The organism is Ochrobactrum sp. AP1BH01-1 (assembly GCF_018066705.1).
GTDB lineage: Bacteria > Pseudomonadota > Alphaproteobacteria > Rhizobiales > Rhizobiaceae > Brucella.
This window is the reverse complement of the sequence record NZ_JAGPOU010000001.1, coordinates 830,736-845,576: the sequence shown is the minus strand read 5'-3', so window position 1 is coordinate 845,576 and position 14,841 is coordinate 830,736. Positions and strand designations below refer to the sequence as shown.

Genomic DNA, 14,841 nt, shown 5'->3' with positions numbered 1-14,841 from the left:
AGTTCCTCCATCGCTGGCGAAGGCGCCCGGCGCTCGCGGCGGGCGTTCAATTCGTCAATGATGGATCGTGAACCTGACGCCAGATCTGGGTTTGCCATGAGAAATTCACTTTTTCCAATGATAGAGACCGCCGGGGCACATTTCGCCAACGCAACTGGCAAGAATTTGCTCTGCCTACATTTGTACAAACGTGGTAAACAACTCGTTAATATATGCGGCTAAGTGAATGCTTTCGTGGGGTTGAACGACATCCCACGGTTGAGCGGACCGAATTTGGCATGCCCGACCCGAGGCTGCATGAAGGCGGATCAATCAAGCATCATAGGCGGGTGAATTGCGGCGGCGAATGTAAATCGAAGCTGTGGCACTGACGGCAATGTCCATGTGAGCTGTCATCAACGGTGGTTCCATCGCGCAAGCGTGCGGTGACCGGGCGTTTCCGGGGGCGGAAACAGGGTAGAAGATGAGTGAACGGTCAAAGGTGCCGGAGCAGGCGGCAGATGTAGCGATTGCGGATCTGCTGACCGGTGCAGGTGGTAATGCGCGGAAGGAAAACCAGACAGGCGGTCAACTATACCGGATCGGTGATCTTGCCGAGGAATTCGATCTGACGTTGCGGGCCTTGCGCTTTTATGAAGACAAGGGATTGCTCAATCCGCGCCGCGCGGGCGTGACGCGGCTTTACGATTATAAGGACCATACAAGATTGCGTCTGATCTTGTTCGGGCGCCGCATCGGCTTCACGCTGGGCGAGATGGGGCAGTTGATCAGTGTGTGGGAAAACGGCATCGCCGACCCCGCCGAGATCGAGAGGCTGCGCAAGCGCTTCAAGGAAAAGCTCCACGAACTTGAGAAGAAGAAGAGCGAGATAGACCGGTCGGTCGATGAGCTTCGGGCTATTCTGGCGCGAATGGCACAGGCGCCGATCTGATCTCGACCTCGGAGGCAGCGAACCCGGTGGGGCGGCCCCTACACTGGCCTTAATGTTTCAGCCTGTCGCATGAAGTGTGCCGTCCAGCAGGAACTTAGGCGCCCCAGGCCAGTTATTTCAGCCTTGCGACCCGTAGCGCATCCCGAAGCGACTTTCAGGACGCGCGTCAACGAACCGACAGAGCGCCGATCTGATCCAGATCAGGGTCATTCCGCTCTGATGCGAAAGTGAGGCTGAAAATGAAAAAGGCTCTTGTTCTGACCGCAGCGGTATTTCTCGCCAGTTCCGGTTTTGCGCTGGCGGAGGACCGGGTGCTTATCGAAGTGCCTCAGGCAGCACGCGACTATGTCATTGCAAATCCTTCGGACCCTGTCGTCATTGATGGCGAAATCCGCGATGGTTATGTTCTGCCCGACGCAATCGCCGTGCACCCGATCCCGGATAATCCGGATTTCGGCTACGTCTATGTCAACGGCGAGCCGGTAATCGTATCCATGCAGAACCGCCAGGTCGTCTATTATACCGAGGGGCCGAATGCCGGGCCGCCGGTGCCCAATGAAGTCGTGACCTATATCGAGACCAACCCGGTCGATCCGGTCGTCATCCAGGGGGAGATCGCTGAAGGCACGATAATTCCCGAAGACGTGCCTCTGGTGGCCGTGCCCGACCAGCCGGCCTATTCCTATGTCTATGTGGAAGATCGGCCGGCCCTGATCGATACGCAGACGCGCCGCGTCGTGTGGGTCAAATAAGCACCCGATAAGGTCCGGGGCATAAAAGGAAGGCGGCAATTCTGCCGCCTTTCACACGGCGAGAAGCAAGTTGCCGCGGTGTCGCCATTTGTGGCCGCTTTGCCGGAGCGAGCCTTTACAAACCGGCAAATTTGACCGCAACGCCGCGCTGGCGAAAATAAGCCTGCATGAGCTTTCTGCCGGAACGGTTGTTCTGAACCAGTTTGGCCGGATCGAATACCGCCTCTTTCAGCCCCGCGCGCTCCAGAGCGGCCTTCAGGGCGGCGATATGCAAGTCCAGATCGAGGTTATCGGCCCGAAGCGATTCATAAATCTGGTCTGTCGCTTCCGCTACGGTTAGTTCGCTCACCGCTGTACTCCTGTTGTTGACTGGCAGGCGCTTATCATACTTTCCCCCGGTCCACTATCAGCACTGAACAAGCCGTTACATACAATTTCCTTATCCCGCACGAACTTGTGTAATTTTTGACGTTTACGGAAACGTCAAAGTAGGTTAGCTTCGGTCCGAAATTGACGGGGTGGACGCGGATTCCGTGATGTGCTCGGTCAAAAAAGCGGCAAAAAGGACTGTTTTTCGAAGAAATTCATCCGGTTTTGCTGCAACATGCGCGCTGTCACAACATTTCGCTATAATGTGGCATGCAGGCATGAAACGCGGTCAAGGGCTCGTTCCAGTCATCGCGGAACGGCTCAGGTGGTGAATTTGGAGGATTTCTATGCCGAGCTATCGCGCGCCAGTTGAGGATACGAATTTCGTTCTCAACGACGTTCTGAACTATCAGCGCTACAACAACCTGCCGGGCTTTGCCGACGCGTCGCCCGATGTCGTCGAGGCGATCCTGTCGGAAGGCGCGAAGCTTGCTGAAGGCACCCTGTTCCCGGTCAACCACACGGCCGACCGCGAAGGCTGCAAGCGTTCGCCGGATGGCTCGGTCACCACGCCGAAGGGTTTCAAGGAAGCCTATAATCTCTATCGTGAAGGCGGCTGGCTCGGCCTTGCCGTGCCGGAGCAATATGGCGGGCAGGGGCTTCCCTATCTGTTGCACACCGCTGTCGGCGAATATATGTCGTCGGCCAATATGGCGCTCACCATGTATCCGGGCCTGACGCAGGGCGCGATTGCCGCCATCCTGACGCATGGCACCGACGAGCAGAAGGACACCTATCTGCCGAAGATGGTGGAAGGCACCTGGACCGGCACGATGAACCTGACCGAGCCGCATTGCGGCACGGACCTTGGTCTGCTGCGCACCAGCGCCACGCCGCAAGGCGATGGCAGCTACAAGATTTCCGGCCAGAAGATTTTCATCTCGGCTGGCGAACATGACATGTCCGAAAATATCATCCATCTGGTGCTGGCCCGTATCGACGGCGCGCCGGAAGGCGTGAAGGGCATTTCGCTGTTCATTGTGCCGAAGTTCATTCTGGACGAAAACGGCAATCCGGGCGAGCGCAACGGCGTTTCATGCGGTTCCATCGAAGAAAAGATGGGCATCCATGGCAATGCCACCTGCGTCATGAATTATGACGAGGCAACCGGCTATCTGATCGGCGAGGCCAACAAGGGCCTGCGCGCCATGTTCACCATGATGAACGAAGCGCGTCTTGGCGTGGCCTTGCAGGGTCTTTCCATTGCTGAAACCGCCTATCAGAACGCCGTGATTTATGCGCGCGAGCGCATTCAGGGCCGTGCGCTTTCGGGTGCTGCGGCACCGGACAAGAAGGCCGATCCTATCATCGTCCACCCGGATATCCGCCGCAACCTCATGGATATCCGCGCTTTCAACGAGGCTGGCCGTGCGCTTATCCTCTGGACGGCACTCAACTCCGATATTGCGCACCGCTCGGGCGATGAGGCCGAGCGTCAGGCTGCCGACGATCTCGTCGGGCTTTTGACGCCTGTGCTGAAAGGCGTTCTGACCGACAAGGGTTTTGAGCACGCCGTCATGGCGCAACAGGTCTTCGGCGGTCATGGCTATATCGAAGAACACGGCATGAGCCAGTATGTGCGCGATGCGCGCATCGCCATGATTTATGAGGGCGCCAACGGCATTCAGGCGCTCGATCTGGTGGGCCGCAAGCTGGCGCTGAATGGTGGACGCGCCATCACCGCGTTCTTCAAGGAAGTGGGTGAGTTCTGCGAAAGCAATCGTGAAAACGAAAAGCTCTCCTTCTTCACCAAATATCTGAAGAAGGGTCTCAACGATCTTCAGGCCGCCACTATGTGGTTGATGCAGAATGCGATGGCCAAGCCCGATAATGCCGGTGCTGCCTCCAATGACTATATGCATCTGTTCGGCCTTGTCGCGCTCGGCTTCATGTGGGCGCGCATGGCCAAGATCGCGGAAGAAAAGCTGGCCGCGGGTGAAGGCAACAAGGCATTCCTCGAAGCCAAGCTTGTCACGGCACGCTATTATTTCGAGCGGATCATGCCGGAAAGCGCTGCACATCTCGCACGTATCCAGTCGGGTGCGGATTCGATGATGGCGCTCGACGCGGACACTTTTTGATTATCTGCAAAATGAGGAGGGGCGCATGGCTACAAAAGGCGATTTGGTGGATTGGGTTCAGGCTGCTTTGAAGTCAGCAGGAGGTACAGCGAACATCTTGTATGTGGCTCAGTATATCTGGAAGCACCATAGAAAGCAGTTAGAGGAGAATGATCTTTTCTACACTTGGCAGTATGACATGCGTTGGGCGGCGACGGAGCTACGAAAACGAGGAATGATGGTGCCTGCCGAAGATGACTATCGGGGTAGATGGACTCTGAAAAGCTGACTCTAAGCCTAGCAAAAGCAAATTTGGTTCAAACAAACTCAGTGAAGAGACCACAGGTAGTGGTCGAATTGCGAATATGTTGACAGGAGGGCCCAGGATGGCTGAGGCTTATATTTACGATCACGTGCGCACACCGCGCGGGCGTGGCAAGAAGGACGGGTCCTTGCATGAAGTGCCAGCCGTTCGTCTGGGCGCGAAGGTTCTGGAATCCCTGCGCGACCGCAACGGTATCGACACGGCCAAGGTCGATGACATTATTTTCGGCTGCGTCGATCCGGTCGGTGAAGCAGGGGCGGTCATCCCCCGTTCCGCCGCTTTCGAAGCTGGTTACGACTTCAAGGCGCCGGGCATGCAGATTTCGCGCTTCTGCGCTTCCGGTCTCGATGCCATCAATCTGGCGGCTGCAAAGGTCGCTTTCGGTTCCGACGATCTGGTGATCGCAGGCGGCGTCGAAAGCATGTCGCGCGTCGGCATGGGCATGTCGGGCGGTGCCTGGTACATGGACCCATCGGTCGGCTTCCCCGGCTATTTCATGCCGCAGGGCGTTTCCGCCGACCTGATCGCCACCAAATACGGTTTCAGCCGCGATGACGTTGACGCTTATGCTGTCGAAAGCCAGAAGCGCGCGGCCAAGTCGTGGGAAAAGGGCTACTTCAAGAACTCGGTCATCCCGATCAAGGACCAGAACGGCCTCACCATTCTCGATCATGACGAGCATATGCGCCCGTCAACCGACATGCAGGCGCTGGGCCAGCTCAACCCGTCTTTCGTTATGCCGGGCGAAATGGGCGGCTTCAATGCTGTCGGCATTCAGGCCCATCCGGAAATCGAGACCGTCAATCACGTTCACCATGCCGGTAATTCGTCGGGTATCGTCGATGGTGCGGCGGGCGTTCTGGTTGGCTCCAAGAAGGCAGGCAAGGCATTCGATATCAAGCCGCGCGCCCGCATCCGCGCTTTCGCCAATATCGGATCGGAACCGGCGCTCATGCTGACCGGCCCGGTCGATGTGACGGAAAAGCTTCTCAAGCAGGCCAAGATGAAGATTTCGGATATCGACCTGTTCGAACTGAACGAAGCCTTCGCCGCAGTCGTCCTGCGTTACATGCAGGCCTTCGACATTCCGCATGACAAGATCAACGTCAATGGCGGCGCTATTGCCATGGGCCATCCGCTCGGCGCGACCGGCGCGATGATCCTCGGTACGGTGCTGGATGAACTGGAACGCCGCGATCTCAATACCGCGCTGGTGACCTTGTGCATCGGTGCCGGCATGGGCACGGCAACGATCATCGAGCGCGTTTGAGGCGAGGGAGGTTTTACGAATGGCTTACACGAATTTCAAAGTTGAAACCGACGCCGACGGCATTGCTCTCGTCACATGGGACATGCCTGAAAAGTCGATGAACGTCTTCACCGTCGAGGCGATGCAGGAACTGAACGCCATCATCGACGCAACGACTGCCGATGACAAGGTCAAGGGTGTTGTTATAACATCCGGCAAGGAGAGCTTCTCCGGCGGCGCGGACCTGACCATGCTGGAAAGCATGTTCAAGACCTTCCAGAAGCAGAAGGCCAAGGACCATCAGGCCGCTGTACAGTCACTGTTTGAGAATGTCGGCAAGATGAGCGGCCTGTTCCGCAAGCTCGAAACCTGCGGCAAGCCCTGGGTTTCGGCTATCAACGGCACCTGCATGGGCGGCGCGTTTGAAATGTCGCTCGCCTGTCATGCCCGTGTCGTGTCGGATGCTCCGGGCGTGAAAATGGCTCTGCCGGAAGTCAAGGTCGGTCTGTTCCCGGGCGCTGGCGGTACGCAGCGCGTTCCGCGTCTTGCCAACCAGCAGGACGCGCTCCAGATGATGACGACCGGTTCCAGCCTGACGGCGCAGCGCGCCAAGGCAATGGGTCTCGTTACGGAGATCGCTCCGGCCAAGAAGCTGGTCGAAACCGCCAAGAAGCTCATCAAGGGCGGCCTCAAGCCGGTTCAGCCGTGGGATGAAAAGGGCTTCAAGCTGCCGGGCGGAGCGATCTATTCAGCCGCTGGCGCCAATCTATGGCCTGCCGCAACGGCCATTCTGCGCCGTGAAACCTCGGGCAATTACCCGGCGGCGCTCGCTATTTTGAAGTCGGTCTATGAAGGGCTTCTGGTGCCGTTCGATACCGGCCTCAAAATCGAGCAGCGCTATTTCACGGAAATCCTCCAGACGACCGAAGCCGGCATGATGATCCGCTCGCTCTTCGTGTCCTTGCAGGAACTGAACAAGGGCGCACGCCGCCCGGCAGATGAAAAGCCGACAAAGCTCAAGAAAATCGGCGTCATCGGCGCTGGCTTCATGGGCGCAGGCATTGCCTATGTGACGGCGAAGGCGGGCATTCCGGTGGTGCTCATCGACCGCGATCAGGAATCAGCCGACAAGGGCAAGGCGCACACTGCCGATCTCGTCACCAAGGAAATCCAGAAAGGCCGCGCCACTGAGGCCGACAAGGAAAAGCTCCTGTCGCTCATCACGGCAACGCCGGATTATGCCGAGCTCGATGGCGCCGATCTTGTGATCGAAGCCGTGTTCGAGGACCGCGAAGTCAAGCGCGTTGCGACCGAGAAGGCCGAGGAAGTACTGAAGTCTTCGGCGGTCTTCGCGTCCAACACCTCGACCCTGCCGATCACCGGCCTTGCAAAAGTCTCGAAGCGTCCGAAGAACTTCATCGGCATCCATTTCTTCTCGCCTGTCGACAAGATGATGCTGGTGGAAGTGATCCTCGGCAAGAAGACCTCGGACAAGGCTCTGGCTGTCGCGCTCGATTATGTCCGTGCGATCAAAAAGACGCCGATTGTCGTCAATGATACACGCGGTTTCTACGTGAACCGTTGCGTGCTGCGCTATATGTCGGAAGCCTACAACATGCTGGTTGAAGGCGTTCCGGCTGCCATGATCGAAAATGCCGCCCGCATGGCTGGCATGCCGGTTGGTCCGCTGGCGCTCAACGACGAAACGGCCATCGACCTGTCGCAGAAGATCCTGAAAGCCACGCTTGCCGATCTGGGCGAAAAGGCCGTTGATCCACGCCATGTGGAACTGGTGGACCGTCTCGTCAACGAGTTCGACCGCAAGGGCCGCAAGAATGGCAAGGGATTCTACGACTACCCGGCCAAGCCCGCCAAGAAGCATCTGTGGCCGGGCCTGAAAGACCTCTATCCGCAGCAGAATCCCGACAAGATCGACGTGAACGAACTGAAGCAACGATTCCTCGTCACCATCGCTCTGGAAGCTGCCCGCGTGATGGAAGAAGGCATTGTCACCGATCCGCGTGAAGCCGATGTCGGCTCCATCCTCGCCTTCGGTTTCGCACCTTATACGGGCGGTACGCTCTCCTATATCGATGGCATGGGCGCGAAGAAATTCGTCAAGCTCGCCAAGGATTTGCAGAAGAAATACGGCCAGCAGTTCAAGGCGCCGAAGCTTCTGCTCGATATGGCCGAGAATGGCGAGAGCTTCTACCAGCGTTTCAATCCCTATAAGGCTGAAACGAAGAAGGCGGCGTAGGCTCCATCCCTCCCTGGATCATCGGGCGCGGCGTGTTTCACGCCGCGCTTTGTTTGGATAAGAAAATTTTCCCTGTAATTTCGCACATCTTGCGTAAAATGGGGTTTTCCGGTAGGTTTGCCACAATATAGGATAGGATATTAGGTTTAAAATCCTCTTGCGTGGGTCATAAAATGTTTTCTCATGAGAGCGTCTGGGCAGCTATAGATGCCCTGGCTGAACGTCATTCCCTGAGTGCGTCCGGGCTTGCACGCCGCGCGGGACTGGACCCAACGACCTTTAACAAATCCAAACGTTATGCCGCCGATGGGCGCGCGCGCTGGCCTTCGACGGAATCGCTCGCCAAGGTGATGGAAGCAACCGGCTCTACCTTCGATGAGTTCACGCGGCTCATAGGGGGTGAAAATCGCACGCCGCAATTTGGCGAATATACGCAGGACATGCAGTCGATCCCGCTGCTCGGCATGGCCGAAGCGGGTGCGGGCGGTTACTTCGATGATGCCGGTTTTCCGGCAGGGCAGGGCTGGGATATCGTGGAATTTCCCGCCAGCACGGGGGAAGGCGTGTATGCGCTGGAGGTTTCGGGCGACTCGATGTTGCCCCTTTACCGTGATGGCGATACGCTGATCGTTGCGCCCAATACCGCCGTGCGCAGGGGCGACCGCGTGGTGGTGCGAACGAAAGACGGAGAAGTGATGGCCAAAATCCTGCATCGCCAGACACCGCGAACTATTGAGCTGCATTCGCTCAATCCTGAACATCCGAACCGTATTTTCGAATCCAAGGATATCGAATGGGTCGCCCGCATTTTGTGGGCGAGCCAGTAAATGGCGCAGTCGCAGGACAGGAGCCATGCGCGCGCCGTTTTCGGCGGGTTAGCTGGCATAACCGGAGCAATTTTGGTAGCAGCCTTCGTGGCGCCGTTCTATGGCGCGCTGGACCGGCCCGTCGTCGTCATCGATTCCGGTGATGCACAGAAGAAGACCGGTACAGGCAACGGCATCGTCGTCGAACAGTTCGATTATGATGAACCGGACGCTTCGGCGGGCGGAGGCCATCCGTCTGGGGCGCAGGAAAATGGCAGCGCAAGCGATCCGGCCAATGAAGGCGGAATGGAACGCGAAGCACCGCGCCCTCCGCTGAGCGATCTCGGCCTCGCATCCACGCCCAAGCCGCCCGAGCCACCGGCACCGGCTACACCCGTTGACGCAGGCGAGCAGATGCAGCTTTTGCAGCGTCCCGTCGCGGTGGCGGCCGGACGGCTGGAAAGCCAGGGCCGCACAATCGAGTTGCAGGGCATTGAAATCGTGCCCGTCGAACAAACCTGCCAGACCGCTTCCGGCGAAAGCTGGCCATGCGGCATGCAGGCGCGCACAGCCTTCCGGCAGTGGCTGCGCTCCCGCGCCGTCATGTGCCGCCTGCCGCAGAACGACAGCGGCAGCGCGGTCGCAACCGCATGCACACTTGGCAATGAAGATGCAGCCGCGTGGCTGGTCGCCAATGGCTGGGCGAAGGCCACGCCCGGCGGTGCCTATGACGAAGCGGGGCACAAGGCCGTGGAAGCGCGCCTTGGCATTTTCGGCGACAAGCCCGATACGTCTTTGCCCAATCTGGAACCTGGCAGCGGCAATATGCCGGATAATCCTTCGCCGCTGGCCCCCGAACCGGAACCGCAACCCTCTTCGCCGTCCCCGCAGCCGCTGGATAATTTTCCGCCCGCGCCGCCTGCACAATAGAGCGAGATGAATTTGGAACGGGTTTCCAGCGACAAGCCCTATCCTGAGCCGGTGCGAAGCACCGTGTCGAAGGGGCGGACTTGAGCTTTCTGAACTCTCGTCCTTCGATCCTTCGACAGGCTCAGGATGAGGCTACGCTTCGCTCCACACTCAGGGCGTCGCTATAAACAATAAGGGCGGCTCGAAGCCGCCCTTATTGTTTGCATTTATTGGTCTGGGTTAAAGCATGTCTTGATGGTTTACGCCAGTTCGCCAGCCAGCGCCTTTTTGATCAGCGCGCGGGTTTCATCGATGCCGTAAAGCGCGACGAATGAGCCGAAACGCGGGCCGCGTTCCTGGCCGATCAGCACTTCATAGAGCATCTGGAAGAAGGAAACCGAAACGCCGGGGCCACCTTCCGGGCTCTTCTTGCTGTGATCCTGATAGCGCTCGATGGCGCGGGCGACATCGAGAATGGCGTTCTGGATGTCGTTGCCATCGGTTCCCGCAGGCAGCGTTGCGAGCTTCGCATCCAGCGCTTCCAGTGCGCCGCGCTCCACATCGTCCGGGGAGCGGAACTGCTTGGTGGGCTTCACGAAATCGTTGAAGTAACGGATCGCATAGCCGACGAGAGCATCGAGTTCCGGATTGTTTTCCGGCGTGACGCCCGGCACGTGCCGCGAGATGAAACCCCACAGAACCAACGGGTTTTCCGCATTCGATGCGCTCACCAGATTGAGCATCAGCGCGAATGTAACCGGCAGGTCCACCTTCGGCGGATTGCCGTAATGGATGTGCCAGACCGGATTGTTCAGCCTGTCCTTCCATTCCACATTTCCTTGGCGGTGATAAGCCGAGAGATAGCTGAAATATTCGTCAACCGCCTTCGGGATGACGTCGAAATAGAGCCGCTTGGCGGTCTTCGGCTTCTGGAAATTGTAAAGCGCAAGGCTTTCGGTCGGCGCATAGGCCAGCCATTCGTCGATGGAAATGCCATTGCCCTTCGACTTGGAAATCTTCTGGCCAAGCTGGTCGAGGAACAGTTCATACACGAAATGTTCCGGCGCGCGCCCGCCGAGGATTTCGCAGATGCGGTCATAGATGCCGGCATTGGTCTGGTGATCCTTGCCGAACATTTCGAAATCGACGCCGAGCGCCGCCCAGCGCATGCCGAAATCCGGCTTCCATTGCAGCTTCACATTGCCGCCCGTGACGGAAAGGGTCGTTTCTACGCCGTCCTCATCGTCGAAGGTGATTGTGCCAGCCTTGGCGTCGACCTTCTTCATCGGCACGTAAAGCACGCGGCCGGACTTGGGGGAAATCGGCAGGAACGGGCTGTAGGTCGCCTGGCGCTCTTCGCCCAGCGTCGGCAGCATCACCTTCATGATGTCGTCATAGCGCTCGACGGCCTTGAGCAGCACGGCATCGAACTTGCCGGACTTGTAATAATCGGTGGCGCTCGCAAATTCGTAGTCGAAGCCGAAAGTATCGAGGAATCGGCACAGCATGGCGTTGTTGTGGTCGGCAAAGCTCTTGTAATCGCCGCCGAACGGGTTCGGGACGGAAGAAAGCGGCATTTGCAGATAGGGTTCGAGGGCGGCCTTGTCCGGCACATTGTCGGGGATCTTGCGCATGCCGTCGAGATCGTCGGAGAAGCAGATGAGGCGCGTCTTGACCTTGTCGCCGGTCAGGATGCGGAAGGCATGGCGCACCATCGAGGTGCGCGCCACTTCGCCGAAGGTGCCGATATGCGGCAGGCCCGATGGACCGTAGCCGGTCTCGAAGATCACCGTGTCCGGCAAGCCGGTCTTCTCATAGCGCTTGAGGATTTTCTTCGCTTCTTCAAAGGGCCATGCTTTCGCCTCCGCAGCCGCCGCGGTCAGTTCCGGGGTCAGCGTGATTTCGGGAAGGCGGTGCGAAGTCATGATTTTTTCCTGATATCCTGTGAAGGGCTTTATTCTTTGAAAACGATGCGCGAAATGCGCGCTCCTGCTCTATGGCGCGGCAACCCCTTGCCGTCAACGGTCAGCGCCGAATTTCCTTGCGTAACTGCGTGAGGCTTCCTAATTTTCCGGTCAATTCCAATGGAAATGTTGATTCCGATCATGTTGTACAGGAGTAGCCCGATGAAAAAGATCACGCCGCAGGATGCGCTTGTCTACATCATGATCACGACGTCTGCGGCAGACACGACGATGACCGATGCTGAACTGTCGTCCATTGGCAATGTCGTATCCCGCCTGCCGGTGTTTCAGGGCTTCGACAAGGAGCGCCTGCCGAAGCTCGCCAGCGATTGCTACGCGCTCTTAGCTGACGAGGATGGCCTGGAAAAAATCCTCGATCTCGCGCATGACGCGTTGCCCGAACGCCTCTACGATACGGCCTATGCGCTGGCCGTCGAAGTGGCCGCCGCCGATCTGCATGTGGAGCAGGAAGAGCTTGAATTTCTCCAGATGCTGCGCGACCGCTGGACGCTGGACGAACTGACCGTCGCCGCCATCGAGCGCAGCGCCCGCGTACGCTTCCGCAAGCTGGCCAACTAAGGCCGCTTGCCTCATCCTGAGCTTGTCGAAGGCTCGATGAACGGGGATAATATGGTTCTGGATGAATGCAAAACGGGCGGAAAATCCGTCCGTTTCCTTTTCTGTATCGGGACGATCAGCACACGACCGGGAGCAGTCGTGCCTTGCGCCTTTCCAGAGCAACGCGCATGATGCGGGCAGCTTCTGCGAATGTGGGCGTTTCCTTCCAGTGTTCAGCATGAATAATGCCGGTCGGGACAATGTCTTTCAGCGCTTCCAGCGTGTGGCGGGGCACCATGTCGGTGCAGTTCCACAGGCGGCGGAAGACGACGCTGATCCGGGTCACCTTGCCGTTGACCTGCACGGATGGTTCCCCCGTCTCCGAGGTCCAATCCTCATAGGCATCGACTGCATCCTGAAATGCGTGATGCAGATAGATCGGTGCGTGACCGTCATGAAGCGGGGGCAGCAAACTGGACATTTCTGTTTCCTCTCTTCCAATGTGGTTTAGCTTCAAAGCGCATCCCGAAAAGTGAAACGCTTTCGGAACAAGATGCGCAGCAAAACAAGTAATCAGGGGGCATTTGCCGCCAGATGAGTGAATGGGCGCACAAATGCATTTCAAACAAGAGCTATGAATGGCTCTCCACTGTCTATGTGTGCCGTGTCGAAATGGAAGCTCACGAAATACGACAACACATAATTAACCATGATCTACGGAGGAGACCCTGTTTGACAAGAGGGGAATTTCTTTAATTTAGCTCTTGGAGAAAAAATAATTTAAACGTTCAGGTTGAATTACTGCAATAATAAGCTAGCAAATCACTGAAATATTATCTTTACTTGGCGGTCATAAATACCGGAAAACGGAGTGTTTTTCGATATTTATTGTCACCGTAACAGGTTTTAATCCTGTCATTTGCGGATGGCTGGTATAAAAATGCGGACGACTGAAATGTGATTGCGGGGCAACGAATATGGTTCAACTGGTTCTGTCGCGTAGGGCTTTTCTGGCGGGATCGACCGCCTTGGCCGCCGTCGCCGTCTGGCCGCGAGGGTCGAAAGCGGCAGGTACGGCGCAGAAAGGCGGGCGGCTGGTCGTGGCCGCAGATTCAGAGCCGCGCAATCTGAACCCGGCCATTGTGGCATCCAACGGCGTTTTCTTCGTTGCAAGCAAGGTCATTGAGCCTCTTGCGGAAGCCTCCTTCGAGGGCGAAAACGGTCTCGCGCCACGGCTTGCCACGGGCTGGGAGGGCTCCGCCGATGGGCTGATCGCGACGTTCCGTCTGCGCGATGGCGTCAAATGGCATGACGGCACGCCCTTCACCTCGGCCGATGTCGCCTTTTCGGCCATGGAAGTCTGGAAGCCGCTGCAGAATCTTGGCCGCGTTGTGTTCAAGACGCTGGAAAAGGTTGAAACGCCGGACGACCTTACCGCCGTCTTCCATTTTTCTGAACCGACGCCCTTCCAGCTTATTCGCAATGCCCTGCCGGCGCTGACCGCTGTGTTGCCGAAGCACGTCTTTGCGGGCAGTGACATCATCGCCAATCCGGCCAATGAAAAGCTCGTCGGCACCGGCCCGTTCAAATATGCCGAACACAAGACCGGCGAATATTACCGGCTGGCGCGCAATGACGATTATTGGGGCGAGGGCGAGCCTTATCTGGACGAGATCGTCTATCGCGTGCTGCCGGATCGGGCGGCAGCGGCTGGCGCGCTGGAGGCGGAAGAAATCGACTTGGCCGCCTTTTCTGCCGTGCCGCTCGCCGATCTGGACCGCATCTCGAAAGTTTCGGGCCTGACGGTCATCTCCAAGGGTTATGAGGCGCTTACCTATCAGTTGGTGCTGGAGATCAACCATCGCCGCAAGGAGCTGGCCGACCTGAAGGTTCGGCAGGCAATCGCGCACGCCATCGACCGCGATTTCGTGGTGAAGACGATCTTCCTCGGTTACGCCAAGACCTCGACCGGTCCTGTGCCGCGCTATGACAGCCAGTTTTATACTGGTGACGTGCCATCCTATCCGTTCGACGTTGCGAGGGCGAATGCGCTGCTGGAGGAGGCCGGATACAAGCGGGGCAAGGACGGCACGCGCTTCACGCTCAGGCTTCTTCCCGCGCCCTATTTCAACGAAACCAAACAGTTTGGCGATTATCTGCGGCAGGCGCTTGCTGCTGTCGGTATCGATGCGCGCATCGTCAATAATGATTCCGCCGCGCACCAGAAGGCGGTTTATACCGATCATGATTTCGATCTGGCCATCGCGCCGACTGTTTATCGTGGCGATCCGGCCATATCGACCACAATTCTGGTCGAAAGCGGTATTCCGGCGGGCGTGCCGTTCTCCAATCAGGGCGGCTATGCCAATGCCGAACTGGACGCGCTGATCGCCAAAGCCGCGCGCGAGATTGATGAGAAAACGCGCACGGCGCTTTACCATCAGTTCCAGCAGATGGTGGAGGCAGATTTGCCGCTCATCAATGTCGCGGAATGGGGTTTCATCACCGTTGCGAGCGACCGCGTGCAAAATGTTTCCAACAATCCGCGCTGGGCTGTTTCCAACTGGGCGGATACATGGCTGGAGCAGTGACGAAGCAGTC

General features: G+C 57.8%; 13 protein-coding genes. 10 read left to right on the top strand and 3 right to left on the bottom strand.

What is annotated here, in order from left to right; translation table 11 throughout:
• Positions 1-463 precede the first annotated feature (463 nt).
• Together J9800_RS03935 and J9800_RS03930 are read left to right on the top strand one after the other, a co-directional pair.
• The gene (locus J9800_RS03935; RefSeq protein WP_114214674.1) at positions 464-931 is read left to right on the top strand and encodes a MerR family transcriptional regulator; all 468 of its coding nucleotides are present in this window, start codon (positions 464-466) and stop codon (positions 929-931) included.
• 239 nt (positions 932-1,170) lie between these two features.
• On the top strand, positions 1,171-1,683 hold the full coding sequence (locus tag J9800_RS03930) for a DUF1236 domain-containing protein (RefSeq protein ID WP_112587089.1): 513 nt from the start codon (positions 1,171-1,173) through the stop codon (positions 1,681-1,683).
• 115 nt (positions 1,684-1,798) lie between these two features.
• Here J9800_RS03930 and J9800_RS03925 read toward each other — a convergent pair whose 3' ends face one another.
• Entirely contained in the window at positions 1,799-2,032 is a 234-nt protein-coding gene (locus J9800_RS03925) for a hypothetical protein (protein WP_112587091.1), read from the bottom strand.
• Positions 2,033-2,399: 367 nt separating this feature from the next.
• Between J9800_RS03925 and J9800_RS03920 the strand changes: the two genes are divergently transcribed.
• The 6 genes from J9800_RS03920 to J9800_RS03895 all read left to right on the top strand — a co-directional run bounded on the left by J9800_RS03920 (position 2,400) and on the right by J9800_RS03895 (position 9,739).
• Positions 2,400-4,193 (top strand): acyl-CoA dehydrogenase C-terminal domain-containing protein, encoded by a 1,794-nt coding sequence (locus J9800_RS03920; protein ID WP_114214675.1) that lies wholly within the window; start codon positions 2,400-2,402, stop codon positions 4,191-4,193.
• Between the two features lie 25 nt (positions 4,194-4,218).
• The gene (locus tag J9800_RS03915) at positions 4,219-4,461 is read left to right on the top strand and encodes a hypothetical protein (RefSeq protein WP_114214676.1); all 243 of its coding nucleotides are present in this window, start codon (positions 4,219-4,221) and stop codon (positions 4,459-4,461) included.
• A 97-nt stretch (positions 4,462-4,558) separates the two neighbouring features.
• Positions 4,559-5,767, top strand: a complete 1,209-nt coding sequence (locus J9800_RS03910) for an acetyl-CoA C-acetyltransferase (RefSeq protein WP_112587095.1) — start codon at positions 4,559-4,561, stop codon at positions 5,765-5,767.
• A gap of 19 nt (positions 5,768-5,786) precedes the next feature.
• Positions 5,787-8,003 carry a 3-hydroxyacyl-CoA dehydrogenase NAD-binding domain-containing protein gene (locus J9800_RS03905; RefSeq protein WP_114214677.1) on the top strand — a complete coding sequence of 739 codons (2,217 nt, stop codon included), beginning with the start codon at positions 5,787-5,789 and terminating at the stop codon, positions 8,001-8,003.
• A 173-nt stretch (positions 8,004-8,176) separates the two neighbouring features.
• Positions 8,177-8,830 (top strand): S24 family peptidase, encoded by a 654-nt coding sequence (locus tag J9800_RS03900; protein WP_112587099.1) that lies wholly within the window; start codon positions 8,177-8,179, stop codon positions 8,828-8,830.
• Entirely contained in the window at positions 8,831-9,739 is a 909-nt protein-coding gene (locus tag J9800_RS03895; RefSeq protein WP_114214678.1) for a thermonuclease family protein, read from the top strand. It abuts the gene before it with no gap.
• A 239-nt stretch (positions 9,740-9,978) separates the two neighbouring features.
• On the opposite strand, the gene J9800_RS03890 is transcribed toward J9800_RS03895, so the two are convergent.
• Positions 9,979-11,643 carry a lysine--tRNA ligase gene (locus tag J9800_RS03890; RefSeq protein WP_114214679.1) on the bottom strand — a complete coding sequence of 555 codons (1,665 nt, stop codon included), beginning with the start codon at positions 11,641-11,643 and terminating at the stop codon, positions 9,979-9,981.
• A gap of 201 nt (positions 11,644-11,844) precedes the next feature.
• Between J9800_RS03890 and J9800_RS03885 the strand changes: the two genes are divergently transcribed.
• Positions 11,845-12,261 (top strand): tellurite resistance TerB family protein, encoded by a 417-nt coding sequence (locus tag J9800_RS03885; RefSeq protein ID WP_112587105.1) that lies wholly within the window; start codon positions 11,845-11,847, stop codon positions 12,259-12,261.
• A 115-nt stretch (positions 12,262-12,376) separates the two neighbouring features.
• On the opposite strand, the gene J9800_RS03880 is transcribed toward J9800_RS03885, so the two are convergent.
• A complete protein-coding gene (locus tag J9800_RS03880) occupies positions 12,377-12,721 on the bottom strand; it encodes a BRA0787 family protein (RefSeq protein ID WP_112587107.1) in 345 nt (114 codons plus the stop codon).
• Between the two features lie 496 nt (positions 12,722-13,217).
• On the opposite strand from J9800_RS03880, the gene J9800_RS03875 reads away from it, so the two are divergent.
• Positions 13,218-14,831 carry an ABC transporter substrate-binding protein gene (locus tag J9800_RS03875; RefSeq protein ID WP_114214680.1) on the top strand — a complete coding sequence of 538 codons (1,614 nt, stop codon included), beginning with the start codon at positions 13,218-13,220 and terminating at the stop codon, positions 14,829-14,831.
• Positions 14,832-14,841: the final 10 nt, after the last annotated feature.

Coding starts and splice junctions, on each gene's coding strand:
- J9800_RS03935 (WP_114214674.1), top strand. CDS start 464: ATGAGTGAACGGTCAAAGGTGCCGGAGCAGGCGGCAGATGTAGCGATT.
- J9800_RS03930 (WP_112587089.1), top strand. CDS start 1,171: ATGAAAAAGGCTCTTGTTCTGACCGCAGCGGTATTTCTCGCCAGTTCC.
- J9800_RS03920 (WP_114214675.1), top strand. CDS start 2,400: ATGCCGAGCTATCGCGCGCCAGTTGAGGATACGAATTTCGTTCTCAAC.
- J9800_RS03915 (WP_114214676.1), top strand. CDS start 4,219: ATGGCTACAAAAGGCGATTTGGTGGATTGGGTTCAGGCTGCTTTGAAG.
- J9800_RS03910 (WP_112587095.1), top strand. CDS start 4,559: ATGGCTGAGGCTTATATTTACGATCACGTGCGCACACCGCGCGGGCGT.
- J9800_RS03905 (WP_114214677.1), top strand. CDS start 5,787: ATGGCTTACACGAATTTCAAAGTTGAAACCGACGCCGACGGCATTGCT.
- J9800_RS03900 (WP_112587099.1), top strand. CDS start 8,177: ATGTTTTCTCATGAGAGCGTCTGGGCAGCTATAGATGCCCTGGCTGAA.
- J9800_RS03895 (WP_114214678.1), top strand. CDS start 8,831: ATGGCGCAGTCGCAGGACAGGAGCCATGCGCGCGCCGTTTTCGGCGGG.
- J9800_RS03890 (WP_114214679.1), bottom strand. CDS start 11,643: ATGACTTCGCACCGCCTTCCCGAAATCACGCTGACCCCGGAACTGACC.
- J9800_RS03885 (WP_112587105.1), top strand. CDS start 11,845: ATGAAAAAGATCACGCCGCAGGATGCGCTTGTCTACATCATGATCACG.
- J9800_RS03880 (WP_112587107.1), bottom strand. CDS start 12,721: ATGTCCAGTTTGCTGCCCCCGCTTCATGACGGTCACGCACCGATCTAT.
- J9800_RS03875 (WP_114214680.1), top strand. CDS start 13,218: ATGGTTCAACTGGTTCTGTCGCGTAGGGCTTTTCTGGCGGGATCGACC.